Below are 25,696 nucleotides of genomic sequence, written 5' to 3' on the forward strand. Positions count from 1 at the left end.
GGATACCGGCAAGGATAGAGGAGAAAGCGGTTTTTGTATCACCTGGAAGGGCAGTTTTTTGGTAAACAGGGGGTTGCCACCGGAGCAGGACGCCCCGGTGGCCAGGGGGTCACGCCAGGCGGAAGCCTGAAGAGGCCTGGTTGAGGGACTCGGAACAGTCCCCCAGTGCCCGGGCATGGTTTTCCAGCTGACCGCGTATGGTCCGGGATTCCAGGGCGCTGCCGTGGATATGCTCCACCTTCTGGGCAATCTCTTCCGTGGTGGTGGAGATACCCTCGACGGAGGACACCACCTGCTCCATGTCGCCAGCCAGGGACTGGATGGACTGGGTAATGCGTTCGATCACCGCCACCGCTTCGCCGGCGCTCTCTTCACCCGAGTTGGCCTGTTGCAGGCCCTGCTCCATCAGGGCGCCGATTTCCCGGGTCTCCCGGTTCAGGGCGTCCACGATATCGGCAATGCCGGCAGTGGCAGAGACGGTTTTCTCGGCCAGAGACCGGACCTCGTCGGCCACCACCGAGAAACCGCGGCCCGCTTCGCCGGCACGGGCTGCCTCGATGGCCGCATTCAGGGCCAGCAGGTTGGTCTGTTCGGCCAGGCCATTGATGGTGTCGACGATGGTGTTCACCTTCTCGCCGGTCCTGCTCAGGCTCTTCACCTGCTCATGGGTCTGGCGGATCTTGCCGGAGAGGTCCTGCATGATCTCGCCATTACTGCGTACCACGGTGGCGCCATGGCTGGCGGCCTCACTGGCCTGCTGGGTGGACTCGTTCACCGTATTGGTCAGCTTGGCGATATCGGAGGCGGTATGGGAGATCTCCTGTACCGCGGCGGCCGCCTGTTCTGTCTGTGCCTCCACCTGTTCGCTGTTGGCGCTCATCTGGCGCACCAGCTGTTGCAGCTCGTTCTGCAGACTGCTCAGGTCCCGGTTACCGTCCAGTACCTCGCGGATCACACCGGAAACGTCCTCGACCATCTGGTTGGAAGCGCCCCCCAGGGCGTTGAACTCATCATTGGGGTTTCGCCCGACCCGCAGGCGTTCACTCAGGTCGCCGGCGGCAACCCGCGAAAGCAGGGCTGCGGCATCCTTGAGGCGGCCGACCAGGGTGCGAGAGGCCTGGGTAAGGGTGACCACCAGAACCACCAGCACCACAACGGATACAATAATAACCAGCCAGGCGGAGGACTCCTTTGCCTGCTCTGCGCGGGCGGTGGTGCTGGCCACAAGGCCGGATTCCAGTGACTGGTTCTGGCGCTCGATCACACTCTCCAGGTCGCGCCCGGCGGTGGAAAGCTGCTGCTCGGTGTCCTGGATGGTATTGATCTGGCTCTCGGCCCGCTCAAACGCCTCGGCAAAGGTTTTTACCGCCAGGCCCAGGTCGTTATCCTCCCAGTTCATGTTGGCAATGATTTCCTGCATGCCGTCGATGGCCTGGTGGGTCTGTTCGGCGGATTCTGGCGTGAAGTTGTTCAGATAGTCCGAGTAGGTGGTCATGGCCAGTTCGATGTCTTCGTTCATGATCGAGATACTGATCTGGCGCAGACCTTCGTCCATGGCCTTGTTTAGCTCGCCGTGAATGCCCGATGAAGAGTCCAGGCCCAGCACCTGACGCTGCTCAAGCCACTGGCGGCGCAGTGCGACGTACCCGGACACCTGCTCGCGGATCTCGGCGGCTGTGGCCTGGATCTCCTCGTCGGAAATGGCCCTGGCCTGGGAGACCAGCTGATCCCCCTGGCTTTCAAGGGCGCCGAGCTGCTGTTCGTACTGAGCGACCTCGTCGGAGTCCAGGCCCGTGCTGAGGGTCTCAACCCGCAGCCGCTCGCCCCAGAGGGTGAGGGAGGCATTCTGGTACTGGTTGGCAGAGGACCGGTCCGCGTAGGAGTCCGATACCTGATCCAGCCCGCGCAGGGCAGCCAGAGCCACCAGAATCAGCCCGATCAGGGTCGCCGCAATCAACAAACCGAACTTCTGCCGCCACGACAGGGAAAGCATACGCGTCACAAGATGTACTCCAGATGCATTTGTTGTAAATGATGCTCACTATAATGAAGCGTAACGGCGGTAAGGATTATTTCTTGAAACAGTTTGGTTACGAAGTGTTTCCGGGGATAAGCCTGTCATTCTGATGCCGGGGCAAGGCGTTGATCCGGGGAGGCCAGAAACAAAAAAGCCCCGGACGTCCGGGGCTTTTCTGGGGTTGTTTGGTGGAGGCGGCGGGAATTGAACCCGCGTCCGCCAGTACTCTGCCTTGAGCTCTACATGTTTAGTGTCCTTCTATTCGTTTAACCTGATGCGACCCGAAGGTCAGGGTGCAAAAGGCGAGCTCTTTGAATCTTAGCCTTCAACCAGTGAGCTCTGGTTAAAGGAGCAGCCTGTTAGCTATGACGTCCTGAAATACCCGTTTACAGGCACCCGGGTCAGGACGACCAGCGGCTTACGCCGCCAGTGCGTAGTTGTCGTCGTTTGCGACTATTGCTTGCAGCTTTGGATTAACGAGATTGGCTGCCATCTCGACATGCACCCAAGGGTTCGCTACCGGCGTCGAAGCCATGTCGCCCCCTTGTATGATCAGTATATGGGGCCGCTTGATCAGACTTCAAGCCCTTTCCACAAAAGCCCGTCGGTAGTTACCGCAACCCCGGTGCCCGCCAGTTAGGTGTGCTCGCGCATGATGCGCTGCTTCTGGCGATTCCAGTCCCGTTCCTTCTCGGTGGCGCGCTTGTCGTACAGTTTCTTGCCTTTTACCAGGGCAATTTCGCACTTCACCTTGTTCTTTTTCCAGTACAGGGCCAGGGGCACGCAGGTATGGCCGGCCTGGTCTACCTTGCCCATCAGCCGCGCAATTTCCTTGGCATGCAGTAACAGCTTGCGGGTGCGCGTCGGGTCGGCAATCACATGGGTGGAAGCCGTATTCAGGGGCGTGATCTGCGCATTGAACAGAAACGCCTCACCGTCACGGAAAAGCACGTAGGCCTCGGTGATCTGGCCCTTGCCTTCCCGCAGGGATTTGACCTCCCAGCCCAGCAGTTGCACGCCGGCCTCGAGGCGTTCCTCGATGTGGTATTCGTGCCGGGCCTTTTTGTTGAGGGCTATGGTACCCCCGGAGTTTGCCGGTTTCTTCTTGCTCATGAAGTCTTTCCGTTGGATATTCGGTGTCTGACTATGGGGTCGATCCGGCTGCAGACAAGTGGCGAATTGTAACCCAGTTGGCGATATGGGGTCATCAGCCGGGCCCCGGACCGATGAATTCAGCTACAATCCCCTGTGCCTTCTCCGGCGACGTGACCTTTTGGTCGGGGGAGGTGAGTGACGTCGAAGTAGTCAACAAGGATCCCGATGCCAACACCACCAAAGACAACCCTGGGACTCTGGTCCGGCCGCAGCACCTTCTTCTGGGCGGCTGCCGCTGCCACCATCGGACTGGGCAATCTCTGGCATTTCCCGTGGCTGGCCAGCCAGTATGGCGGCGGCTATTTCGTTCTGTTGTACCTCTTCTTTCTGCTGGTTATCACCCTGCCGTTGCTGCTGGCTGAAGCCGCACTGGGCCGCCGGCATCGCCATAACCTGGTACTGGCCATGCGCAGTGAGACCCGGGACCGCTACCTGTCCCCCCGGTGGCGATGGCTGGGTCGGGTAAGTGTGCTGTCCGGCTTCCTGGTGTTATCGATCACCCTGGTGATTGGCTCCATCTGCCTGGCGTATGTGTTTTACGGGGCCTTTGGCCTGTTCGGCGGGGCAACGCCGCTGGCCATGACCCGCATGCTCGGCCAGTTGGTGGAAAGCCCCTATGACTATCGCGGGTTCATGGCCTGGCACCTGTTCTTCATTGTACTGGTGGGGGCGGTCGCCTTCCGGCAGCGACTGGTGGAGCGTGCGTTCCGGCTGGTCATGCCGGTGTTTCTGGCCTTGCTGGCAGGGCTGGTGTGGTGGAGCTGGGATCAGGGCGTCGGGTTAACGGCGCTGCAGTCCGTCGCCGGTTTCCGATGGGCTGATGTGGGCGGTGGCACGCTCTGGTTTGCCTTGTCCCACGCGTTTTACACCCTGGGCATCGGCCTGGGAATCTGGGCGGTGCTGGGCGCGCTGATGGCCCCCGGTTCTCCGTTCAAGCGTGCCGTATTCGGCGTTGCCCTGCTCGATACCGTGGTGGGTGTGCTGGCGGGCGTCGTCATTTACGGTATTGCCGAGTCGCTCAACGGATCCGGCGATGGCCGCGGATTTGGTTTGGTCTTCGTGGCCCTGCCGGTGGGCCTTGGCGCCCTGGAGCACCATCAGCTGGTGGCGACGGCAGTGTTTACGCTGATCGTGCTGGTGGCATGGACCTCGGCCCTGGTGCTGGCGGAGTCTGTTGTGAGCTGGCTGCGGGAATGGGTGTTCGCGCCCCGTCCGGTATCGGTGCTTCTGGTACTGGTGTGTGCGTGGCTGACGGGACTGGTTACCCTGTATTCCTTCAACATCTGGGCAGATGTCCAGGTGGCGGGGCTGACGCCTTTCCGGTGGATCGAGTTGCTCACCAGTGGTCTGCTGATACCGGCGGTCGCCGCGGCCCTGGCGGTGTTCCTGGGCTGGATGACGCCGGTGGGTTACCTCTCCGGACTGCTTGGTGACACCCGGGAGTGGCTGGTGACGATGTGGCGCTTCGCCCTGCGTTATCTGTTGCCGGTGGTCGTGATTGTGGTGGGCGTCGGCTACTCGGTGATGTCGCTGAAGCTGCTGTGCGACAACGGCGAGCTGGGCTGGTGTGCGCCGACCCCCAATGAACTTCGCGGCGAACCATCGGCAGAAGACGCGGTCGAAACCCCCAGGGGGCCTGGCAAGGCTGCTGAATTCTGATATCCGCAAGTGCCACGACTGCCGCAATCCCCGCCAAATCGGATATCATGGTTGAATCTGTCATCGAAAGAAGTCATTGAAGATTCCGAGGTTTCATGGCCCATCAGATCGATAAAAGCGCCCTGGTGATGCATTCCGCCGAGCGTATGTTTGCCCTGGTTGACGATATTGACCGCTACCCTGACTTTCTGCCCTGGTGCGCCGGTGCCCAGGTACACGAGCGCAGCGACGCGCGGGTTGTGGCTTCGCTGGAGGTCGCCAAGGGTGGTATGCGGCATCGCCTGACCACCCGCAATGAGCTGCTGTCACCGGAGCGCATCGACATGAAGCTGGTGGACGGGCCATTCCGCGACCTGGCAGGCCGCTGGCACTTCAAGCCGCTGGACACCAACGCCTGCAAGGTGACGCTGCAGCTGGACTTCGAGTTCTCTGGCTCCCTGTCGCGGATGACCTTCGGCCCGGTGTTCAGCCAGGCAGCGAACACCATGGTGGAAGCCTTCTGCCGCAGGGCCAATGAAATCTATACAGATGCACTGGTGAATCGCTGATGCACGTTGAAGTGGCTTATGCAACGCCGGACCGCCAGGAAATTGTTCCTGTTGAGGTGGAAGACGGGGCAACCATGCTGGAGGCCGTGCGCCGCTCCCGCATTGAGGAGCTGTTCCCCGGGCTGGATCCGGAGCAGACGGACATGGGCATCTTCGGTAAGGTGGTCAAGGCACCGGCGGACCATGTGCTGCGGGAGGGTGACCGTGTCGAGCTGTATCGACCGCTGAAAATTGATCCCAAGCAGGCCCGGATGAACCGGGCACGCAAGAAAAAGGACGAAGGCTGAGTGAGCCTCAGTAGGCCGGCAGGTCGTCCAGCAGTTGTTTTTCCATCCGGGTGAAGGTATCGCCGTCGTAGTGCACTATGACCTTCTGCTCGCGGATCTCGCCGCCGGACTCCTGAAAGGTGTAGGCATAGTACTCGACCGACGTATCTGCCGGGTTCAGCATCAGCGGGGTGCCGAGCACTGAGTGCACCTGGGAGCGCGACATGCCCGGCTCGAGCTGGCTGATATCTTCCTCGGTAATGATATTGCCCTGCTGGACATTGATCTTGTAGACGCCGGGGAACACACAGCCGGCAAGCAGGGTCAGCAGGAGTACGGGGGCAAGTCTGGTAAGCAGGTGCATCAGGGACAGATGTCCTTATTGGCTGGAAATGAAACGGTTTATGAGTCGCAATATGGCGCTATAATACCGGAAGCACTGAACACACCAAAGAGCGAACAGCATTATGTCATCTGAAAACGCCGAACTGCGCAAAGTGGGTCTGAAAGTTACGCTGCCCCGGGTAAAGATCTTCAATATCCTGGAAAATTCAGAAGAACACCACCTCAGCGCTGAAGACGTGTACAAGAAGCTGCTGGAGCAGGGTGATGACGTGGGGCTGGCGACGGTCTACCGCGTGCTGACCCAGTTCGAGGCCGCCGGGCTGGTGCTCCGCCACAACTTCGAGGGCGGACACGCCGTGTTCGAGATGGCCGGGGATGACCACCACGACCATATGGTGTGCACCCAGACCGGTGAAGTGATTGAGTTCGTCGACGAGGTGATCGAGGAACGACAGAAGAAGATTGCGAAAGAGCACGGCTATGAGATTGTTGATCACAGCCTGATTCTCTACGTCAAACCCGTACAGAAATCCTGATACCTTCCCTGACTCACTATCCCCGGCGAGCGGCTGTCCGTTGACGGCCGCTCGCGTCTGTAATGCCGTTCTCCGTCTGATTGCAAAAAACTGTGGGCAAAAAAAGAGCGCCGGGGCGGCGCTCGAAAAGCTCTCAGGTGAGAAGGGAATCTGTGAGAGCCGAAGGAAGATGCTTTCACCGCCTTGCCGCCAGCGGGGCAAGGCGCTTCATTCAGTGATGGGTTGCCTGGCCCTTGGTGTACATTTCCCGGGCGTGGGCCAGGGTTTGCTCGGTCATGTCCACGCCGCCCAGCATCCGCGCGACTTCACTGATTCGACCCTGGTCGTTAAGGGTCTCGATCTTCGAGAACGTGGCGTCCGCTTCTGTGAACTTGCTGACAAACAGATGCTGATGGCTCTGGGCAGCCACCTGGGGCAGGTGGGTCACACAGATGATCTGGCCGCTTTCGCCGAGGGACCGCAGCAGGCGCCCGACCACTTCCGCCGTTCCACCGCCAATGCCCACGTCCACCTCGTCGAACACCAGTGTGGGCGTGGTTGAGGTCTGGGCCACCACCACCTGGATCGCCAGGCTGATGCGGGACAGTTCGCCGCCCGAGGCCACCTTGCCCAACGGCCGTGCTGGCTGACCGGGGTTGGCACTGATCAGGAATTCGATTTCCTCATTGCCGGTAGCGCTGGGCTCGTCATCACTGGCGTCCAGCTGGGTAATGAACTGCATGGTGGGCATGCCCAGTTCGGTCAGTTCTGCGGCGACTCGCTGGTCGAGGGTGATTGCGCCTTCGCGGCGGGTTTCGGAAAGCTTGTCCGCGACTGTCTGGTAGGCCTTGCGATAGTTCTCCACATCGGCTTCCAGCTGTTCCAGGCTGCCTTCGCTGTCGTCCAGTTCAGCGAGTTCATCGCCCAGGCGCTGATGCAGCCCGGGGAGCTCTTCGGGCTGAACGCGGTGCTTGCGGGCCAGCTGGTAGATGGCGCTGAGGCGCTCTTCCACTTCCTGCAGGCGTTGCGGATCCGCATCGTAGTCTTCCACGAAGTGAACCAGGTTGCTGCCCGCTTCCGTTAACTGGATCTGCGCCTCGTTGAGCATCTGCAGGGTGTCAGCCAGGGCAGGGACTTCCACCGGTAGCTGTTCCAGCTGTGACAGCGCCTGGCGTACCAGGTCCGCAGCGCTGGTTTCATCTTCGGAACAGAGCATCGCCGCCTGGTGGCTGGCCTGGCGTACCGTCTCGGCGTGGCTGAGCTGTTCCTGTTCCTGCTCCAGGCTGGCCTGCTCCCCTTCCTCCAGTGCCAGGCGGTCCAGTTCTTCCACCTGATACCTCAGCAGTTGCAGCCGGGCCTCGGTTTCATCGGCATTCTGCTGACGGCTCAAAAGCCGGTCCCGGGCCTGGTGCCATTGTTTCCAGGCCAGGCGGGTCTTGATGGCCAGGTCTTCCGCGCCGGAAAACTCATCCAGCAGGCGGCGGTGGGTATCCTTTTTCAGCAGTGACTGGTGCTGGTGCTGGCTGTGGATATCCATTAGCGTGGCCCCCAGCTCCTTGAGCTGATTGAGGGGGCAGGGCTGGCCGTTGATATAGGCCCGTGAGCGGCCATCGCGACCGATCACTCGCCGCAGGATGCAGTCATGGCCGTCATCCAGGTCCTGGTCTTCCAGCCATTCCCGGGCTTCAGCGATACGGCTGATATCAAAGGTGGCGGTAATGTCGGCGCGCTTGGCGCCATGGCGCACAGCACTGGCATCGCCACGGCCTCCCATGGCCAGCCCCAGCGCATCCAGCACGATGGACTTGCCGGCGCCGGTTTCACCGGTCAGGGCGGTCATGCCCTTCTGGAATTGCAGTTCCACCCTTTCGGCGATGGCGTAGTTGGAAACCGTGAGTTGAGTCAGCATGCGGCGTCTCCCTGAGTCACGAATACTGTTGGCGTATACAGTAGCTGTTAATATATACAGCAAAAAGCCTGTATGCAAACCCAGTGGTTCAATTTCTGTGAAACAGGGACGGTTGAAAGCGTCCGTTTGGGCCCCATATCCGTTGGCAAGTTTTCACCAACATTGGGTATGGCGCGGCCAGCCGCGCACACAGACACAAGCGGGAGTAGCTGATGAGCGCTGACGAGAATCGCAACGAAAACGTCGATGAAGAACTGAAGGCGGAAGAGCGCGCCGGTGAGCCGGTGTCCGAACAGCAGGAGGGAGAAACCCAGGGTCCTGAAAACGATGTGGACTCCATGGAGGCCCGCATGCAGGAGCTTCAGGACCAGATGCTGCGGACCCAGGCGGAAATGCAGAACGTTCGTCGCCGCGCCGAGATCGATGTGGAAAAGGCCCACAAGTTTGCGCTGGAAAAGTTCGTCAAGGAGCTGCTGCCGGTGGCTGACAGCCTGGAAAAGGCGGTAGAGAGCACTGAGAACCAGCAGAGCAGTGACGAGCTGGTGGTTTCCATCCGTGAAGGCGTTGAAATGACCCTCGACCTGTTTATGAAGAGCCTGGGCAAGTTCAACGTGAAGCAGCTCAACCCGGTGGGCGAACCGTTTGACCCACAGGTTCACGAGGCGATGTCCATGGTGCCGGCGCCCGATGCTGAACCCAACTCGGTAGTGGCAGTGGTGCAGAAGGGTTACACCCTGAACGAGCGCCTGGTCCGCCCGGCCATGGTGGTGGTCGCCAAGGCCGAAGATGCGCCAAAAATCGACGAGCAGGCTTGAAAAGCCGGCGTCGGAGCCAATATAGGCAGGTAACAGTCAACAAGCCGGTATGTATGCCGGCAATGAATCAGAAGAACCGGATTGCAAGGCATTCGGACTGAACAGCTAACTGGAGTGATTTCATGAGCAAGATTATCGGTATCGACCTGGGTACGACCAACTCCTGTGTTGCCATCATGGATGGTGACAAGGTCAAGGTGATCGAGAACGCCGAAGGCGACCGCACAACACCGTCCATTATCGCCTACACCGACGACGGCGAGACCCTGGTCGGTCAGTCCGCGAAGCGCCAGGCGGTCACCAACCCCCATAACACCCTTTACGCCATCAAGCGTCTGATCGGTCGTCGTTTCGAAGACGACGTCGTCCAGAAAGACATCAAGATGGTGCCTTACAAGATTGCCAAGGCTGACAATGGCGACGCCTGGGTAGAGGTGAAGGGCGAGAAGATGGCACCGCCGCAGGTGTCCGCGGAAGTGCTCAAGAAGATGAAGAAGACCGCCGAGGACTACCTGGGCGAGAAAGTGACCGAGGCGGTGATCACCGTACCGGCCTACTTCAACGACAGCCAGCGCCAGGCCACCAAGGACGCGGGCAAGATCGCGGGCCTGGAAGTGAAGCGGATCATCAACGAGCCTACCGCTGCGGCCCTGGCCTACGGCATGGACAAGCAGAGCGGTGACCGCACCGTGGCCGTCTATGACCTGGGTGGTGGTACCTTTGACCTGTCCATCATCGAGATTGCCGATGTGGACGGTGAGCACCAGTTCGAAGTACTGGCGACCAACGGTGACACCTTCCTGGGTGGTGAAGACTTCGACCTGAAGGTCATTGAATACCTGGCGGACCAGTTCAAGAAGGACAGCGGTATCGACCTGCGAGGTGACTCCCTGGCCATGCAGCGCCTGAAAGAAGCCGGTGAGAAGGCCAAGATCGAGCTGTCCAGCAGCCAGCAGACCGACGTCAACCTGCCGTACATTACGGCTGATGCGTCCGGTCCCAAGCACATGAACGTCAAGCTGACCCGGGCCAAGCTCGAGTCACTGGTGGAAGAGCTGGTCGAGCGCAGCCTGGAGCCCTGTAAGGTGGCCCTGAAGGACGCCGGCCTGTCTGCCAATGAAGTGGACGAGGTTATCCTGGTGGGTGGCCAGACCCGTATGCCCATGGTTCAGGAGAAGGTGAAGAACTTCTTCGGCAAGGAAGCGCGGAAAGACGTCAACCCGGATGAAGCCGTGGCCATTGGTGCCGCCATCCAGGGCGCGGTGCTTTCCGGCGACGTGAAAGACGTGCTGCTGCTGGACGTGACCCCGCTGACCCTGGGTATCGAAACCATGGGTGGTGTGGCCACGCCGCTGATCGACAAGAACACCACGATCCCGACCAAGAAGTCCCAGACCTTCTCCACGGCCGAGGACAACCAGACTGCGGTCACCATCCACGTGGTGCAGGGTGAGCGCAAGCAGGCGTCCCAGAACAAGTCACTGGGCCGCTTCGACCTGGCGGACATCCCGCCGGCGCCCCGTGGCGTGCCGCAGATCGAGGTGACCTTCGATATCGACGCCAACGGTATCCTCAACGTGTCCGCCAAGGACAAGGCTACCGGCAAGGAGCAGTCCATCGTGATCAAGGCCTCTTCCGGCCTGAGCGATGACGAAATCGACAAGATGGTCAGCGACGCCGAGGCCAACGCCGAGGAAGATCGCAAGTTCGAGGAACTGGTCCAGGCCCGTAACCAGGGTGACGCCATGGTTCACACCGTGCGCAAGACCCTGAATGACGCCGGTGACAAGGTGACCGACAGCGAGAAGGAAAACATCGAAGCTGCCATCAAGGATCTTGAGGAAGCACTGGAAGGCTCGGACAAGGAAGACATCGAGGCCAAGACTCAGAAGCTGACCGAGGTTTCCGGCGAGCTGGCCCAGAAGATGTACGCCGACCAGGGCGAGCAGGCCCAGCAGGCCGGTGGTGAAGAGAAGGCCAGCGGCAGCGCCGATGACGCGGTGGACGCAGAGTTCGAAGAAGTCAAAGACGACGACAAGCGATAAGCAATATCGCGACAGCAGGCATGGCGCGGGGGTGAAGGCCCCCGCGTTTTCTGCGTTTGAGAGCATCGGGTTCTGGCAGGACAGGGCCCGTGTACCAGTGAGCACAGACAGGTTTTCAACAGGGTTTTTCCAGCATGGCCAAACGTGACTACTACGACGTTCTCGGCGTCACCCGGGATACGGACGAGAAGGATATCAAGCGGGCATATCGCAAGCTCGCGATGAAGTACCATCCGGACCGTAACCCGGACGACGCCGACGCCGAAGCCAGGTTCAAGGAGGCCACGGAAGCCTACGACGTCCTTATGGACCCCAACAAGCGGGCCGCCTACGACCAGTTCGGTCACGCCGGCGTGGATGGCCAGGCCGGTGGTGGCGGATTTGGCGGCGGTGGTGGCAGCTTCTCCGATATCTTCGGCGACGTGTTCGGCGACATCTTCGGTGGCGGGGGGCGGGGCCGCTCCAACCGGGGCGCCGATCTGCGCTACACCCTGGAGCTTGACCTGGAAGAAGCCGTCCATGGCACCACCGTCAAGATCCGGGTGCCGGGCCATGTGGAGTGTGACCTCTGTGAGGGCAGCGGTGCTGAAAAGGGCTCCCGTCCGGAAACCTGTGGCACCTGTAAGGGTATGGGTCAGGTTCGCATGCAGCAGGGTTTCTTTACCGTGCAGCAGGCCTGTCCCACCTGTCGTGGCAGTGGCCAGGTCATCAAGAATCCGTGCAAGAAATGCCACGGTGCCGGTCGCCTGCAGGAAGAGAAGACCCTCTCCGTCAAGGTGCCGCCCGGCGTGGACACCGGCGACCGTATCCGCCTCTCCGGCGAAGGGGAGATGGGCATTGAAGGCGGTCCTTCCGGTGACCTGTATGTGCAGATTTCCGTGCGAGAGCACTCCATCTTCACCCGGGATGGCCGTAACCTCTACTGTGAAGTGCCCATCAGCATTGTTGATGCGGCCCTCGGTGGCGAGCTGGAAGTCCCCACCCTGGATGGTCGCGTGAAGCTGAAGATTCCGCCGGAGACCCAGACCGGCAAGCTGTTCCGCCTGCGTAACAAGGGGGTGTCCCCGGTTCGCGGCGGTCCCGCCGGCGATCTGCTGTGCCGGGTGATCGTGGAAACCCCGGTCAACCTGACGAAGAAGCAGAAAGACCTGATGGAGCAGTTCCAGGAAACCCTGGACGGCAACAACGGCAACAATCACGGGCCCCGCAAGACCTCCTGGTTTGAGGGCGTGAAAAACTTCTTCGACGAAATGAAATTCTGAGGTCCGCCATGACACGGATAGCTGTAACCGGCGCTGCCGGGCGTATGGGCAAGGTTCTGATTGAAGCCATTGACGAGACCGACGACCTTACCCTGGGGGCTGCTATCGTGCACCCGGAGAGCTCGCTGGTGGGCGCCGATGCCGGCGAAATGGCCGGTATCGGCAAGAACGGCGTGGCCCTGGCCGGCAACGTGGCCGACGTGAAGGACGCCTTTGACATCCTGATCGATTTCACCTTCCCGGACCTGACCCTGGAGAACCTGGAGTTCTGCAGCCAGAACGGCAAGGCGGTCATCATCGGCACCACCGGTATGACCGATGCGGAGAAAGAGCAGGTGAAGGTGGCGGCAGACAAGACCCCGGTGGTCTTCGCGCCCAACATGAGTGTCGGCATCAATGTGATGCTCGACCTGCTGCACAAGGCCGCCTCGGTGCTGGGTGACGACTACGATGTGGAAATCATCGAAGCTCATCACCGCCACAAGAAGGATGCCCCCTCCGGCACCGCGCTGCGCCTCGGCGAGGTGGTGGCCGACGCCCTCGGGCGTGACCTGAAAGAGTGTGCCGTCTACGGTCGCGAAGGCTTCACCGGTGAGCGCCCGCAAAAGGAAATCGGCTTCGAGACCATCCGCGCCGGTGATGTGGTGGGGGACCATACCGTGCTTTTCGCCACCATGGGCGAACGCATCGAGATCACCCACAAGGCCAGCAGTCGCATGACCTTCGCCAAGGGCGCCGTCCGCGCCGCCCGCTGGCTGCAGGGCAAGCCGGCCGGACTCTATGACATGCAGGATGTTCTGGGTCTTAAAGACTGATTTTTTGCCACGGAATCCACGGAAGGACACGGAAGGAAAAGATGAAAGAATTCAGCCACTAAATCCACGAAAACCACGAAAGAAAACCAATGGCCAAAAAGCGGTCCTGTCAGAAAAGCTGTTTTTGTCTTTTGTTTCGTGGTTTTCGTGGATTTAGTGGCCAATAACGTCTTTATCTTTCTTTGTTTTTTTTCCGTGTTCTTCCGTGGATTCCGTGGCTAAAAAGGTCTTTCAGATGGACACAGATCGCCGAATTTCCTACAATAAGGCGATTTAACTGCACCAAGCGTAGCCAATGACAAAGCCCGCCCGGGGTCCGGACCAGTCCTGACGGCGGAACAAAAAAGCGGGACGGGGCAACACCCCCTCTCGCTTTTTTGCGACCTGAATTTGCGCTTGCGTTCCCGTTCGCCCAAACGAACCCGATTGAGGATACAAGCCTTGAGTACACCTGCCATCCTTGCACTCGCAGACGGAAGCCTGTTCCACGGCGTCGCCATTGGCGCCGAGGGAGAAACCAGCGGTGAGGTGGTGTTCAACACCGCCATGACCGGCTATCAGGAAATCCTCACGGATCCGTCCTACGCCCGACAGATTGTCACTCTGACCTATCCTCACATTGGCAATACCGGTATTAACGACGAAGACGTGGAATCCGACCACATCCAGTCGGCCGGGCTGATTATCCGCGACCTGCCGCTGATGGCCAGTAACTGGCGCAGCCAGAAAACCCTGTCCGAATACCTGATCGAAAACGGCAAGATCGGGATTGCCGGCATCGACACCCGTCGTCTTACCCGCATCCTGCGGGACAAGGGCTCGCAGAACGGTGCCATTGTTGCCGGCGAGCACGCCACGGACGACCACGCCCTGGAACTGGCCAAGGCCTTCCCGGGCCTGAAGGGCATGGACCTGGCGAAGGAAGTCTGCCGCAAGGATACCTGGACCTGGGACGAGACCGAATGGACCCTGGGCGAGGGTTACGGCAAGCGTACCGAAAGCCGCTTCAAGGTGGTGGCGTGGGATTACGGCGTCAAGAAGAACATCCTGCGCATGCTGGCCAGTCGCGGTTGCGAGTTGACCATCGTGCCCGCCCAGACCCCGGCCTCAGAGGTGCTGGCCATGAACCCGGACGGCATCTTCCTGTCCAACGGCCCCGGCGACCCCGAGCCCTGCGACTACGCCATTACCGCCATCCGCGAAGTGCTGGAAACGGACATCCCCGTATTCGGTATCTGCCTGGGCCACCAGTTGCTGGCGCTGGCCAGCGGTGCAAAGACCGTCAAGATGGGCCACGGCCACCATGGCGCCAACCACCCGGTGCAGAACCTGAAAGACGGCACGGTGATGATCACCAGCCAGAACCACGGCTTTGCCGTGGACGGAACGACGCTGCCGGACAACGTGGAGGCGACCCACAAGTCCCTGTTCGACGGCACGCTGCAGGGTATCCGGCGCACCGACAAGCCGGCGTTCAGCTTCCAGGGCCACCCGGAAGCCAGCCCGGGCCCCCACGACGTGGCCCCGCTGTTTGACGAATTTATCCGGCTGATGGAAGCCCGTACCGCGTAAGCGGCGATACCCGACACAGCGTTGCCGAAAGGCCCGACTATTACGAATTTTTGCTGACAGGTTGACTGAGAAATGCCAAAGCGGACCGACATCAAGAGCATCCTGATCCTGGGCGCAGGCCCCATTGTGATTGGCCAGGCGTGTGAGTTTGACTATTCCGGAGCCCAGGCCTGCAAGGCCCTGCGTGAAGAGGGCTACCGGGTCATCCTGGTGAACTCCAACCCGGCCACCATCATGACCGATCCGGCCATGGCGGATGCCACCTACATCGAACCGATCACCTGGAAAACCGTCGAGAAGATCATCGAGAAGGAGCAGCCGGACGCCCTGCTGCCCACCATGGGTGGCCAGACCGCACTGAATTGCGCCCTCGACCTGGAAAAACACGGCATCCTCGAGAAACACGGTGTGGAAATGATCGGCGCCAACGCCGACACCATCGACAAGGCCGAGGACCGGGACCGCTTCGACAAGGCCATGAAAAAGATTGGCCTGGAATGCCCCAAGGCGACCATTGCGCATTCCATGGAAGAAGCCTGGCGGGTGGCGGATGATATCGGTTTCCCCTGCATTATCCGTCCGTCCTTCACCATGGGCGGCTCCGGTGGCGGCATTGCCTATAACCGGGACGAGTTCGAGGAAATCTGCACCCGGGGTCTGGATCTGTCCCCCACCAACGAGCTGTTGATCGATGAATCGCTGATTGGCTGGAAAGAGTACGAGATGGAGGTCGTCCGGGACAGGAACGACAACTGCATCATCGTCTGCGCCATCGAGAACTTCGACGCCATGGGTGTGCACACCGGTGACTCCATCACCGTGGCACCGGCCCAGACCCTCACCGACAAGGAATACCAGATCATGCGGAACGCCTCGCTGGCGGTGCTGCGTGAAATCGGTGTGGAGACCGGCGGCTCCAACGTGCAGTTCGGGGTTAACCCGGACAACGGCCGCATGGTGGTGATCGAGATGAACCCGCGGGTATCCCGCTCTTCGGCGCTGGCCTCCAAGGCCACCGGCTTCCCTATTGCCAAGGTGGCGGCCAAGCTTGCGGTGGGCTACACCCTGGACGAGCTGCAGAATGACATCACCGGCGGTGTTACCCCGGCGTCCTTCGAGCCCAGTATCGACTATGTTGTCACCAAGATTCCCCGGTTTACCTTCGAGAAATTCCCCCAGGCCGATGCCCGCCTGACCACCCAGATGAAGTCCGTGGGTGAGGTGATGGCCATTGGTCGCACCTTCCAGGAGTCTGTCCAGAAGGCCATGCGCGGTCTGGAAGTGGGCTCCGAAGGCTTTGAGGAAAAGGTCGACCTGAACACCACCGAAGGCCGGGAGATCCTGATCAAGGAGCTGAACGTTCCCGGCGCCGATCGCCTGTGGTTTATCGGCGAAGCCTTCCGTGCCGGCATGACCGTGGACGAAGTGTTCCGCCACACCAAGGTGGATCCCTGGTACCTGGTGCAGATCGAGGACCTGATCCGCGAGGAAGCCGCGCTGAAAACCGCCGGCAAGTCCGATATTGACCGGGACACCCTGTTCCGTCTCAAGCGTAAGGGCTTCTCCGATGGCCGCCTGGCCAAGCTGTTGGGTATCTCCGAAGTGTCCCTGCGCAAACTGCGCCACGACTTTGATGTGCGCCCGGTGTACAAGCGGGTAGACACTTGCGCGGCCGAATTCGCTTCCGATACGGCCTACATGTACTCAACCTACGAGGAAGAGTGCGAAGCGGAGCCGTCCGACCGGGAAAAGATCGTGGTCATCGGTGGCGGCCCCAACCGGATCGGGCAGGGCATCGAGTTTGATTATTGCTGTGTGCACGCCGCCCTTGCCATGCGCGAGGATGGTTATGAAACCATCATGATCAACTGTAACCCGGAGACCGTTTCCACCGATTACGACACCAGTGACCGGCTCTATTTCGAGCCCATCACCCTGGAAGATGTGCTGGAAATCGTCTACAAGGAAAAGCCCAAGGGCGTCATTGTCCAGTACGGCGGCCAGACGCCGCTGAAACTGGCCCGTGGCCTGGAGGCCGCCGGTGTGCCGATCATCGGTACCAGCCCGGATGCCATCGACCGCGCGGAAGACCGTGAGCGGTTCCAGCAGATGATCAACCGTCTGGGCCTGAAGCAGCCGGAAAACGCCACCGTGCGCAGCCACGAGGAAGGCATTCTGGCCGCCCGGGACATCGGTTACCCGCTGGTGGTTCGTCCGTCCTACGTGCTGGGTGGCCGGGCCATGGAAATCGTCTATAACGAAGAAGAGCTGGTGCGCTACATGCGCGATGCGGTGCTGGTCTCCAATGACAGCCCGGTACTGCTGGATCACTTCCTTAATGCGGCTATTGAAATCGACATCGACGCTATCAGCGACGGTGAGGAAGTGGTGATCGGCGGCATCATGCAGCACATCGAGCAGGCCGGCGTGCACTCCGGTGACTCCGCCTGTTCACTGCCGCCCTACACCCTGCCCAAAGAGGTGCAGGATGAAATGCGCGAAGCCGTGCGCAAGATGGCCCTCGAGCTGGACGTCATCGGCCTGATGAACGTACAGCTGGCCTGGCAGGACGGTGAGATCTACGTGATCGAGGTGAACCCGCGGGCCTCCCGGACCGTTCCGTTCGTATCCAAGGCGGTAGGCGTGTCCCTGGCCAAGGTGGCCGCCCGCTGCATGGCCGGCACCACATTGAAGGAGCAGGGTTTCACACAGGAAATCGTGCCCACGCATTTCTCCGTGAAGGAGTCCGTGTTCCCGTTCAACAAGTTCCCGGCGGTCGACCCCATCCTGGGACCGGAAATGAAGTCCACCGGGGAAGTCATGGGCATTGGCGACAGCTTCGACGAAGCCTTCGCCAAGGCCGCCCTGGCGGCGGGTGAGCGTCTGCCTGCCAAGGGCACCGCGTTTATCTCCGTGCGGGAAGTGGACAAGTCCGGTGTGGTCAAGCTGGCCAGGGATCTGGTGGAAACCGGCTTCCGCCTGGTGGCCACCACCGGTACCGCGAAAGTGATCAGCGATGCAGGTCTTGAGGTTGAGCGGGTCAACAAGGTGGGCGAAGGCCGTCCGCACATTGTTGACGCCATCAAGAACGGCAAGGTGCAGCTGATCATCAATACCACCGAGGGCCGCAAGGCCATTGCGGACTCGGCGCAGATTCGCCAGTCGGCGCTGCAGCACAAGGTAACCTATACAACCACGCTGGCGGGGGGAGAAGCCTTCTGTCGCGCGATCAAATTCGGACCCGAGCGGACGGTACGCCGTCTGCAGGAACTGCACTCAGGAAAGTAACTATGACGACTCGAGTACCCATGACCATTGATGGTGAAGCACGCCTCCGGGAAGAGCTTCAGCAGCTCAAGTCCGTCGAGCGCCCCAAGGTCATCGAAGCCATCGCCGACGCCCGTGAGCACGGCGACCTCAAGGAAAACGCCGAGTATCACGCGGCTCGCGAGCAGCAGGGCTTCATCGAGGGGCGTATCCAGGAAATCGAGAGCAAGCTGTCCGCCGCCCAGGTGATTGATGTCACCACGATCCAGAACACCGGCAAGGTGATCTTCGGCACCACGGTGCACCTGCTGAACATGGAAACCGACGAACAGGTGGTCTACAAGATCGTTGGTGAAGACGAGGCGGACATCAAGGCAGGCAAGATCTCCATTTCATCACCCATCGCCCGCGCCCTGGTGGGCAAGAGCGAAGGCGAAGTCGTTGCCATCCGCGTGCCTTCGGGTACCGTGGAGTACGAAATCGAGGAAGTGGAACACATTTAATTGATTAGCCACGGAATCCACGGCAGTTCTTCTTTCCGTGTTCTTCCGTGGATTCCGTGGCAAAAAAATCAGTTACTCCTGTGACGCCCCGGCGACAGGGGCTTCACATTGCCGGAATCCTGCGGTGGCGGGTTTCCGGTTTTATCATGCAGCAGCATCCCCAGCTTTTCATCAATGCCTTCCAGTGCTGCCGCCACCCGTGACAGGGTATCGCTCAGTTCTCCGCTGGCACTGGCCGGCGCTGCGTGAGAGGCGGGGGGTTCGAAGTCCGCCGAGCTGGTGCTGGTAGGAATCTCCGGTGAGTTGCCAATGGCCGGCTCGTCCCCCAGCAGGTCCTTGCGGATTTCCTTCAGATCCCGGCGGTCCAGTACCTGCCGTTCATCCGAGAAAGCGCACATCATCAGGCCGTCACAGAGCTTGTTGATCACCCGGGGGATGCCACCACTCATGGTGAAGATGTCCTTGACCATGGCCTGGTCAAACAGGGGTGCGCCCTTGTGGCCGGCAACCAGCAACCGGTAGTCGATGTATTCCCCGGTTTCCTTCTCAGACAGACCCTCCAGGTGGAAGAACAGTTTCACCCGCTGGGAAAGCTGCTGGATCTTGCGGATATGATCCTTGAGCTCCGGCTGCCCCAGCAGAATTACCCGCATGGCCGGCCCGCCGAGACCTTCCAGGCCCGCCAGCATACGAATGTCCTCCAGGTTTTCCTTGCTCAGGTTCTGGGCTTCATCCACTGCCAGCACTACCGGTGTACCCCGGTCCGCCATCATCTGCAGATAATCCATGATAGCGAACAGCATGGTGACCTTGCTGTCCGTCTGGGCCTTGATGCCGGCCTGATGAATCAGCAGCCGGAAGAAGTCGTCGGACTTCAGGTTGGTGTAGGACACATGGAGCAGCTTAAGGTTGCCGTCCAGGCTGCGAATGGTCTTCTTCAGCAGCGTGGTCTTGCCAGAGCCGATCTCGCCGCTGATTACCACGAAACCTTCCGGGCTCCAGATGGCGGAATTCATGTACACGAACGCCCGGGAGTGTTGCTGACTCATATAGACAAAGTCGTCTTCCGGCGTCATGCGGAAAGGATGGCGGCGTAGTCCGAAGTGCTCAAGATACATGGTGCGCGTCCGTGTTGGGTCAGGCCAGGCGAATCATTTCGTTCTGGTGGAGCTTGATACGGTCCGGCTGGTAAGCCTCGTAGCTCTCGCTCACGGTGCCAAAGCTGAAGTCGTTCAGCAAGCGTTCAAGCCGACCGTAACATTTGTCCAGGTTGGTGTAATGACGGAAGCGGGAAAACCAGCTGGCATTATTGTACCGGGGCTGGTCCGGGTCGATCTCCCAGGGGTGCAGGTAGAACATCTGGGGTTGTGTATCATTGCTGCTGGCCAGGCGGAACAGGTGCCGGAACAGCGGATAGGGGAACTGGCGGAAATAGCCGCCGCCGGCCGCCGGTATGGTCAGCCGGAACAGTCGCGCGGTGGTGAGGGGGAACTCCCGCAGCGCAACACCATTACTGGTCTGGATGGTGTAGGGCGTTTTCGGAGAATCCGGGATGCCATAGCGATCATGGTGGATCGGGAAAATACTGGAATCCCAGGTGAAACCCAGCTCTGCCAGAATATCCAGGGCCCAGAGCGACTCACGGGTAATGGAGTAGCTGGCGGCCCGGTAACCGGTCACTGGCTGCTGGATGATGTCCTCCAGAATCTGCTTGGACTTGCGGGTCTCTTCGGCAAACACCGCCGGGGTCTGGTTGTAGACCAGCTGATGGCTGTAGCCGTGGGAGGCGATCTCGTGGCCATGGTCGGCCAGCTTGCGGATCAGCTCCGGATATCGCTCGGCCACCCAGCCCAACACGAAGAAGGTGCACTTGACCTGCTGCCGGTCAAACAGCTCCAGCAGGCGTTCGGTATTGCGTTCGACGCGAGAGGGGAGGGAGGTCCAGTCATCCTGGGATATCACGCTGGACAGCGCCGCGACGTGGAAATAGTCTTCCACGTCAACGCTCAGGGCGTGCAGGGTGGTGCCGCCACCCGGGCGCCGGTCTGTGACTGCTTTGGCTGATTCCGTCATAGGAGGCTCCGTTCTCCGTCTCCCTGAATACCAATCGTGAAATCTGTCCGGATTTCGTATCCGTTCAAATAGTAGCCTCAGCGTACCGTGATGTCACCGGTATTGCCCGCAACTTTGGAAACATTCTCGCGACGCGATGTAAAACGTTGTAAAATTCCGTTACAAATTGATACAGACCACCTTGAGATTGTCACAGTGGCGGCGCAGAATGAGTTGAAGGAAATCAAGCTTTCAAGCGTCGTCTGACAGATTCGATTGACAGCTGGCGCTCCAGGCCTTCACCGGGCGGGGCGCTGCGAATTTTATAGAGACGACAAGGATGTTCGGTGTGTCCTATATACGCATCAGAAAACACTATCTGCATCTCCCCTATCTGGTACTCGGTGCCCTGGAGTTCGCAGCGCTTTTCGGCACCTTCTACCTGCTGGGGTTTGTTCTGGACCAGCTGGGCGCAACAAAAGCCAACGTTGAGACCAGCGCCGGGGCAGCCTTTCTATTTGCTCTTGTCATGAGTTGCGGCACCCTGGCCATGGGGGTGTACTTCGCCATGGTGCGCGAGGGCTTCGCCTCCATGTTCTTCCGCACCCTGGTGGCCTTCTGCTTCCTGGGCGGCCTGGCGCTGACCATTCTCTACATGCTCCTCCCCAACGTCAGCCCGGGAAGTGACAAGCTGTTCTGGGCGGTTCTGATCGCCATTTTCCTGGTCACCCTGATCCGGCAGATCTTCCTGAAGGTGGTGGATTCTGACCAGCTTGCCCGTCGGGTGGTCATTTTCGGCGGTGGTGAGTTTGCTGAATCGCTGCTGACCGACTATGAAAGAAACCTGAGGGCATCGGGTATCCGCATCATGGGTTGTGTTCCCGACTCGGCTACGCCACGGGTCGATGCCAGGCACCACCTGCCGGCGCCTGTGGACTTCTACCAGTTCTGTCGCCAGAACCGGATATCCGAAATCGTGATTGCGCAGCAGGAGCGTCGCAAGAGTGAGGGCGGGCAGTTGCCGGTTGAGTCACTGATGGAGTGCAAGCTGCGGGGCATCGAGGTCACCGATGCGGTGGCTTTCTACGAGCGGGAGCTGAAAAAGGCGCGGCTCGAGCTGGTGCACCCTTCCTGGATCCTGTTTTCGGACGGCTTCAAGGCTTCCCGTTCCCGGGATCTGACCAAGCGGATCGTGGACCTGGTGATCAGCCTGACGCTGGCGGTGGTGATGGCACCGGTCATGCTTCTGACCGCCGTGGCCATTGTACTGGAAACCGGTTTTCCGGTTCTTTACAGCCAGGACCGGGTGGGTGCCCGGGGGCAGGTGTTCCGCATCTACAAGTTTCGCAGCATGCGTCAGGACGCTGAAAAAGACGGCAAGGCCCGCTGGGCGTCCCAGAACGACAGCCGGGTAACGCGGGTAGGCGCATTCATCCGCAACACCCGACTGGATGAGCTGCCCCAGCTGTGGAACGTGATCAAGGGGGAAATGAGCTTCGTCGGTCCGCGTCCGGAGCGGCCCGAGTTTGTTGAACAGCTCAAGGAACAGGTGCCTTTCTACAACACCCGGCATTACGTCAAGCCGGGACTCATGGGGTGGGCCCAGCTGAATTACCCCTACGGGGCGTCCATTGAGGATGCCCGGGGCAAGCTGGAGTACGACCTGTACTACTCGAAGAACCACAGCATCGTGATGGACTTTCTGATCATGATCCAGACCGTTGAGGTGGTGTTACTGGGCAAAGGGGTGCGATAAGCGATATGGACAGCAACAAGATAACAGCACTGAAAACCGCCATTCTGGTTCTGCTGGTCAGCGTTCTGACCGCCTGTGCAGGCATACCGGAAGGCGGCAATAACCCCCCGGCGGCAATGGCTGAACCGGAGGACTACCGCATTGGTGTGGGTGATACGGTTTCCATCCACGTGTGGCGCAACCCGGAGCTTTCGAAGTCAGTTGTGGTGAGGCCCGACGGCCGGATATCCATGCCCCTGATGGGTGACGTGGACGCCGAGGGCATGCGTCCCGAAGAGTTGGCGGATGAGATTACGGCCGGCCTCAGTGAAGATATTCGCAGCCCGGTGGTCACCGTGGTGGTGGACAGTCCGGTCAGCTCGGAATATCGCAACCGGGTGCGCATCACCGGCCAGGTGGGGCAGCCCATCTCGGTTCCCTACCGTCAGGGCATGACCGTGCTGGACCTGGTGCTGGAAGCTGGTGGCCTGACACCGTTCGCCGCCGGCAACCGCGCCGTTATGCACCGCCAGACCGGCGAGGAGTACAAGAGTTTCGACCTGGATGTGGAGGCGATCCTGGAAGACGGCGATATGCGCACCAACTACACCGTCCAGCCGGGTGATGTGGTCAGCGTGCCCCGCAAGTCACTGCTGCGTGGAGAACTCTGATGGACTGGCGGTACATTCTCGATATGATCAATGCGGTAAAGCTTGAGCTTTACCGTTATCGGGTGCTGGCCGCCATCATCTTCATGTGTGTGACGGCCGGCGTGCTCGGCCTGGGATATGTGACGCCCAAGTCCTACACCTCTGAAGCGCTGCTGTACGCGGACTCATCCAGCATCCTGCAGCCGCTGCTGCGGGGCAGCGCGGAGGTAACGCCCATCGACCGGATCAACGAAGCCCGGGAAATGGTCCAGAGTCGCTCTTATCTGGAGCAGGTGGCGTTTGATGCAGGCATGCTCAATGGTGGTGAGACGGACAACGAGAAAACCCAGGTAATCAGCAGGCTCAGGGATGCGCTGAACATGCGGGTCTCCAACCGTAATTTCCTTGAGCTGAGTTACCGCAGCGATAACCCGGACAGCTCTTTCCGCGTGCTGAGTTCGGCGCTGAACCGTTTCATGGAGCGGACCTCCAGTAAGAAACGGTCAGAAAGTCAGGGGGCCTACGAGTTCATTGATGCCCAGGTGAGCACCTACCGTCGCCAGCTGGAACAGGCCGAAGAACGCCTCAAGCAGTTCCGCTCCGAGAACCAGGACGGTACCACCTCCAATGTACAGTCCCGTATTGAACGCCTGCGCAGCGAAATCGAGAACCTGAAGCTGGCGATTCAGCAGAGCGAGTCCGAGGTGCTGCTGACCACCAAGCAGCTGGAAGACGAGCAGCCTTACCGCACCGTCAGCCGCGGTGGCGGTGGTGGAACTGAAGTCGACCGCAAGATCGCCCAGCTGGAAGACAATCTGGCCGACCTGCGGCTGAGTTATCACGACAGTCACCCGGACATCGTTTCGGTGTTGGGGCAACTGGAGGATCTGCGGGAACGCAAGGCCCGTGGTGACGTGGGGCGGCGCAGCGCAGGGTCCAGCGACGTGATAGAGAACCCTGTCTATGAGCAGCTGAAAATAAAACTGTCCGATGCCCAGACGCAGCTGGAGGTTCAGCGCAACCGGCTGGCTTCCCTGGAGGGGTTGCTCGAAGAGGCCTTTGAGCGGGCCGAGCGTGTCGCCGCCAACGAAGCGGAACTGTCTGAACTGACCCGGGATTACAACGTCACCAAAAACGTCTACGAAGACATGCTGGAACGGCGCGAGAAAGCCCGCCTGTCAATGACCCTGGACGTGGAAGGCCAGGGGGTCAGCTACCGCATCCAGGAGCCGGCCTCCTATCCGACCCGCTGGGACGGGTTGCAGTTACACCAGGTTGGCATGGCGGGGCCATTCCTGGGCGGCACCATGGTGCTTGGCCTGCTGGTGGCGCTGGTGATGTTCGACAACCGGGTGCGCTCCAGTCGCACGCTGTTGACCCAGTTGCCTGGTGATATCCCGGTGCTGGCGTCGATTCCCCATTATTCCAGTCGGTGGAAAGAGCGTCTGCTGCGCAAGGACACGCTTTTCATCCTGTTCCTGTTGGCGATCTTTATGGCGGGCTACCTGGCCATACTGGTATTCAGTATTCTGGGTGTTACGCCACAACAGATCATCAACACACTAACCGGCGTGTTCGCCGGTCAGGGCGGTTAGTTTCCATGGATAACAACAAACTCTATAACGCGCTGCTGAAAACCCAGGAACGGCAGAAGGCCGAACGGGCGGCCCAACCCCACCGGGCAGATGATGACGATCGCCTTGAGCAGGGCCGGGAGTCTGATGCCAATGGCTCGCGCCTGGAATCCGCCTTTCTCAAGGAAGCCTGGACGGAGCAGCGACAGGCCAGGCAGACGGACGCCGCGGGGCAGCCTTTCCATGAGGCACACCCCAACTGGACCATGGTGGATGAGTCGGCGGAAGAGCATCCGCCGTCGATCTATGATTCCTCCATTTCCCTGGACCTGATCAACAACCCGCGCCCCTGGTCCGTTGAGGACCTGCAGCACCGGAAGATTATCTATTCGGGCATGCCCAACAAGGCGATTCTGGATGCCTTCCGGGAAGTACGGATCAAGCTTCGGGACCGGGCCGGGGCAGTGAATTTCTCGGTGCTGGTGTCCTCCCTTGGCAAGACTGACAATTCGGCCCTGACCGCCTACAACCTGGCCGCCACGTTCGCCATGGACGCCCAGAGTTCCGCCCTGCTGGTGGACTGTAACCCCTGGGACAGCGACCTGGACCACCTGGTGTCATCCCCCATGAGCCTGGGTGTTACTGACTTCGTGGCAGACAAGTCCATCAAGGTAAAAGACATCATCTACCCCAGCGGCATCGACCGGCTCAGCGTGGTACCGCCGGGCACCCTGGCAAGTTCTGCGGTGGAGCTGTTTTCAGCCGTTCGCATGCGAGACCTGATGGGGGAGCTGAAAAGCCGCTACCCGGACCGCTTCCTGATCATCAATGCGCCGCCGCTGAAGGCCAGCACCGAAGCCCATATCCTGGTGCGCTATGCCAACCAGGTGGTGCTGGGCGTGCCGTTTGGCGAAGTGACGCCGGAGGAGATCGTCAGCTCGGTTGAAACCCTCGGGTCCGAGAAATTCTCCGGTCTGATTTTCCAGCAATGA

21 protein-coding genes and 1 other RNA gene are annotated in these 25,696 nt (G+C 60.2%); 15 read left to right on the forward strand and 7 right to left on the reverse strand.

Annotated features, from left to right (window positions below; genetic code table 11):
• Positions 1 to 109: 109 nt before the first annotated feature.
• The 3 genes from ACESMZ_RS03760 to smpB form a co-directional block, all read right to left on the reverse strand.
• Positions 110 to 1,993: a methyl-accepting chemotaxis protein gene (locus ACESMZ_RS03760; RefSeq protein ID WP_372972247.1), complete on the reverse strand. Its 1,884-nt coding sequence runs from the start codon at positions 1,991 to 1,993 to the stop codon at positions 110 to 112.
• Between the two features lie 210 nt (positions 1,994 to 2,203).
• Positions 2,204 to 2,561, reverse strand: a transfer-messenger RNA (tmRNA) gene (ssrA, locus tag ACESMZ_RS03765).
• A 92-nt stretch (positions 2,562 to 2,653) separates the two neighbouring features.
• On the reverse strand, positions 2,654 to 3,130 hold the full coding sequence (smpB, locus tag ACESMZ_RS03770; protein ID WP_091848708.1) for an SsrA-binding protein SmpB: 477 nt from the start codon (positions 3,128 to 3,130) through the stop codon (positions 2,654 to 2,656).
• Positions 3,131 to 3,337: 207 nt separating this feature from the next.
• Between smpB and ACESMZ_RS03775 the strand changes: the two genes are divergently transcribed.
• From ACESMZ_RS03775 to ACESMZ_RS03785, 3 genes are all read left to right on the forward strand, one after another.
• A complete protein-coding gene (locus ACESMZ_RS03775; protein WP_372958591.1) occupies positions 3,338 to 4,831 on the forward strand; it encodes a sodium-dependent transporter in 1,494 nt (497 codons plus the stop codon).
• A gap of 95 nt (positions 4,832 to 4,926) precedes the next feature.
• Entirely contained in the window at positions 4,927 to 5,379 is a 453-nt protein-coding gene (locus ACESMZ_RS03780; RefSeq protein ID WP_372958590.1) for a type II toxin-antitoxin system RatA family toxin, read from the forward strand.
• Complete coding sequence (locus tag ACESMZ_RS03785; RefSeq protein WP_372958589.1) at positions 5,379 to 5,666, forward strand: RnfH family protein; 288 nt, start codon at positions 5,379 to 5,381, stop codon at positions 5,664 to 5,666. Before ACESMZ_RS03780 ends, ACESMZ_RS03785 begins: the two co-directional genes overlap by 1 nt.
• Before the next feature lie 7 nt (positions 5,667 to 5,673).
• Here ACESMZ_RS03785 and ACESMZ_RS03790 read toward each other — a convergent pair whose 3' ends face one another.
• Positions 5,674 to 6,009, reverse strand: coding sequence for an outer membrane protein assembly factor BamE (locus ACESMZ_RS03790; protein ID WP_372958588.1), 336 nt, complete (start codon positions 6,007 to 6,009; stop codon positions 5,674 to 5,676).
• 103 nt (positions 6,010 to 6,112) lie between these two features.
• On the opposite strand from ACESMZ_RS03790, the gene fur reads away from it, so the two are divergent.
• A complete protein-coding gene (gene fur, locus ACESMZ_RS03795) occupies positions 6,113 to 6,526 on the forward strand; it encodes a ferric iron uptake transcriptional regulator (RefSeq protein ID WP_372958587.1) in 414 nt (137 codons plus the stop codon).
• A 211-nt stretch (positions 6,527 to 6,737) separates the two neighbouring features.
• Here fur and recN read toward each other — a convergent pair whose 3' ends face one another.
• The gene (recN, locus tag ACESMZ_RS03800; RefSeq protein WP_372958586.1) at positions 6,738 to 8,414 is read right to left on the reverse strand and encodes a DNA repair protein RecN; all 1,677 of its coding nucleotides are present in this window, start codon (positions 8,412 to 8,414) and stop codon (positions 6,738 to 6,740) included.
• 212 nt (positions 8,415 to 8,626) lie between these two features.
• On the opposite strand from recN, the gene grpE reads away from it, so the two are divergent.
• The 7 genes from grpE to greA all read left to right on the forward strand — a co-directional run bounded on the left by grpE (position 8,627) and on the right by greA (position 18,693).
• Positions 8,627 to 9,229, forward strand: a complete 603-nt coding sequence (gene grpE / locus ACESMZ_RS03805; RefSeq protein ID WP_372958585.1) for a nucleotide exchange factor GrpE — start codon at positions 8,627 to 8,629, stop codon at positions 9,227 to 9,229.
• A gap of 122 nt (positions 9,230 to 9,351) precedes the next feature.
• The gene (dnaK, locus tag ACESMZ_RS03810) at positions 9,352 to 11,274 is read left to right on the forward strand and encodes a molecular chaperone DnaK (protein WP_372958584.1); all 1,923 of its coding nucleotides are present in this window, start codon (positions 9,352 to 9,354) and stop codon (positions 11,272 to 11,274) included.
• A gap of 134 nt (positions 11,275 to 11,408) precedes the next feature.
• Positions 11,409 to 12,536, forward strand: a complete 1,128-nt coding sequence (gene dnaJ / locus ACESMZ_RS03815; RefSeq protein WP_372958583.1) for a molecular chaperone DnaJ — start codon at positions 11,409 to 11,411, stop codon at positions 12,534 to 12,536.
• 8 nt (positions 12,537 to 12,544) lie between these two features.
• A complete protein-coding gene (gene dapB / locus ACESMZ_RS03820) occupies positions 12,545 to 13,351 on the forward strand; it encodes a 4-hydroxy-tetrahydrodipicolinate reductase (RefSeq protein WP_372958582.1) in 807 nt (268 codons plus the stop codon).
• A gap of 441 nt (positions 13,352 to 13,792) precedes the next feature.
• Positions 13,793 to 14,923, forward strand: coding sequence for a glutamine-hydrolyzing carbamoyl-phosphate synthase small subunit (gene carA / locus ACESMZ_RS03825; RefSeq protein ID WP_372972218.1), 1,131 nt, complete (start codon positions 13,793 to 13,795; stop codon positions 14,921 to 14,923).
• 72 nt (positions 14,924 to 14,995) lie between these two features.
• Positions 14,996 to 18,211, forward strand: a complete 3,216-nt coding sequence (gene carB / locus ACESMZ_RS03830; protein WP_372972219.1) for a carbamoyl-phosphate synthase large subunit — start codon at positions 14,996 to 14,998, stop codon at positions 18,209 to 18,211.
• 2 nt (positions 18,212 to 18,213) lie between these two features.
• Positions 18,214 to 18,693 carry a transcription elongation factor GreA gene (greA, locus tag ACESMZ_RS03835; protein WP_372958578.1) on the forward strand — a complete coding sequence of 160 codons (480 nt, stop codon included), beginning with the start codon at positions 18,214 to 18,216 and terminating at the stop codon, positions 18,691 to 18,693.
• A gap of 68 nt (positions 18,694 to 18,761) precedes the next feature.
• On the opposite strand, the gene ACESMZ_RS03840 is transcribed toward greA, so the two are convergent.
• Both ACESMZ_RS03840 and ACESMZ_RS03845 read right to left on the reverse strand, forming a co-directional pair.
• Positions 18,762 to 19,811, reverse strand: coding sequence for an ExeA family protein (locus ACESMZ_RS03840; RefSeq protein WP_372958577.1), 1,050 nt, complete (start codon positions 19,809 to 19,811; stop codon positions 18,762 to 18,764).
• Positions 19,812 to 19,830: 19 nt separating this feature from the next.
• Complete coding sequence (locus tag ACESMZ_RS03845; RefSeq protein ID WP_372958576.1) at positions 19,831 to 20,766, reverse strand: XrtA system polysaccharide deacetylase; 936 nt, start codon at positions 20,764 to 20,766, stop codon at positions 19,831 to 19,833.
• A gap of 319 nt (positions 20,767 to 21,085) precedes the next feature.
• On the opposite strand from ACESMZ_RS03845, the gene ACESMZ_RS03850 reads away from it, so the two are divergent.
• From ACESMZ_RS03850 to ACESMZ_RS03865, 4 genes are read left to right on the forward strand one after another with little or no spacing between them, the layout of a single operon-like run.
• A complete protein-coding gene (locus ACESMZ_RS03850; protein ID WP_372958575.1) occupies positions 21,086 to 22,501 on the forward strand; it encodes a TIGR03013 family XrtA/PEP-CTERM system glycosyltransferase in 1,416 nt (471 codons plus the stop codon).
• Between the two features lie 5 nt (positions 22,502 to 22,506).
• Positions 22,507 to 23,151 carry an XrtA/PEP-CTERM system exopolysaccharide export protein gene (locus ACESMZ_RS03855; RefSeq protein WP_372958574.1) on the forward strand — a complete coding sequence of 215 codons (645 nt, stop codon included), beginning with the start codon at positions 22,507 to 22,509 and terminating at the stop codon, positions 23,149 to 23,151.
• Positions 23,151 to 24,725 carry an XrtA system polysaccharide chain length determinant gene (locus ACESMZ_RS03860; RefSeq protein WP_372958573.1) on the forward strand — a complete coding sequence of 525 codons (1,575 nt, stop codon included), beginning with the start codon at positions 23,151 to 23,153 and terminating at the stop codon, positions 24,723 to 24,725. The genes ACESMZ_RS03855 and ACESMZ_RS03860 overlap by 1 nt, the downstream gene beginning before the upstream one ends.
• Positions 24,726 to 24,730: 5 nt before the next feature.
• Positions 24,731 to 25,696: a polysaccharide biosynthesis protein gene (locus ACESMZ_RS03865; protein ID WP_372958572.1), complete on the forward strand. Its 966-nt coding sequence runs from the start codon at positions 24,731 to 24,733 to the stop codon at positions 25,694 to 25,696.

It is taken from the genome of Marinobacter sp., from assembly GCF_041690615.1.
Lineage (GTDB): Bacteria > Pseudomonadota > Gammaproteobacteria > Pseudomonadales > Oleiphilaceae > Marinobacter.

Excerpts from the sequence above, each read along its gene's own strand:
- recN (WP_372958586.1), bottom strand. The coding sequence starts at position 8,414 with ATGCTGACTCAACTCACGGTTTCCAACTACGCCATCGCCGAAAGGGTG.
- ACESMZ_RS03760 (WP_372972247.1), bottom strand. The coding sequence starts at position 1,993 with ATGCTTTCCCTGTCGTGGCGGCAGAAGTTCGGTTTGTTGATTGCGGCG.
- ACESMZ_RS03780 (WP_372958590.1), top strand. The coding sequence starts at position 4,927 with ATGGCCCATCAGATCGATAAAAGCGCCCTGGTGATGCATTCCGCCGAG.
- dnaK (WP_372958584.1), top strand. The coding sequence starts at position 9,352 with ATGAGCAAGATTATCGGTATCGACCTGGGTACGACCAACTCCTGTGTT.
- ACESMZ_RS03790 (WP_372958588.1), bottom strand. The coding sequence starts at position 6,009 with ATGCACCTGCTTACCAGACTTGCCCCCGTACTCCTGCTGACCCTGCTT.
- greA (WP_372958578.1), top strand. The coding sequence starts at position 18,214 with ATGACGACTCGAGTACCCATGACCATTGATGGTGAAGCACGCCTCCGG.
- fur (WP_372958587.1), top strand. The coding sequence starts at position 6,113 with ATGTCATCTGAAAACGCCGAACTGCGCAAAGTGGGTCTGAAAGTTACG.
- ACESMZ_RS03855 (WP_372958574.1), top strand. The coding sequence starts at position 22,507 with ATGGACAGCAACAAGATAACAGCACTGAAAACCGCCATTCTGGTTCTG.
- ACESMZ_RS03775 (WP_372958591.1), top strand. The coding sequence starts at position 3,338 with ATGCCAACACCACCAAAGACAACCCTGGGACTCTGGTCCGGCCGCAGC.
- ACESMZ_RS03840 (WP_372958577.1), bottom strand. The coding sequence starts at position 19,811 with ATGTATCTTGAGCACTTCGGACTACGCCGCCATCCTTTCCGCATGACG.
- ACESMZ_RS03860 (WP_372958573.1), top strand. The coding sequence starts at position 23,151 with ATGGACTGGCGGTACATTCTCGATATGATCAATGCGGTAAAGCTTGAG.
- carB (WP_372972219.1), top strand. The coding sequence starts at position 14,996 with ATGCCAAAGCGGACCGACATCAAGAGCATCCTGATCCTGGGCGCAGGC.
- dnaJ (WP_372958583.1), top strand. The coding sequence starts at position 11,409 with ATGGCCAAACGTGACTACTACGACGTTCTCGGCGTCACCCGGGATACG.
- grpE (WP_372958585.1), top strand. The coding sequence starts at position 8,627 with ATGAGCGCTGACGAGAATCGCAACGAAAACGTCGATGAAGAACTGAAG.
- dapB (WP_372958582.1), top strand. The coding sequence starts at position 12,545 with ATGACACGGATAGCTGTAACCGGCGCTGCCGGGCGTATGGGCAAGGTT.
- smpB (WP_091848708.1), bottom strand. The coding sequence starts at position 3,130 with ATGAGCAAGAAGAAACCGGCAAACTCCGGGGGTACCATAGCCCTCAAC.
- ACESMZ_RS03865 (WP_372958572.1), top strand. The coding sequence starts at position 24,731 with ATGGATAACAACAAACTCTATAACGCGCTGCTGAAAACCCAGGAACGG.
- ACESMZ_RS03850 (WP_372958575.1), top strand. The coding sequence starts at position 21,086 with ATGTTCGGTGTGTCCTATATACGCATCAGAAAACACTATCTGCATCTC.
- ACESMZ_RS03785 (WP_372958589.1), top strand. The coding sequence starts at position 5,379 with ATGCACGTTGAAGTGGCTTATGCAACGCCGGACCGCCAGGAAATTGTT.
- ACESMZ_RS03845 (WP_372958576.1), bottom strand. The coding sequence starts at position 20,766 with ATGACGGAATCAGCCAAAGCAGTCACAGACCGGCGCCCGGGTGGCGGC.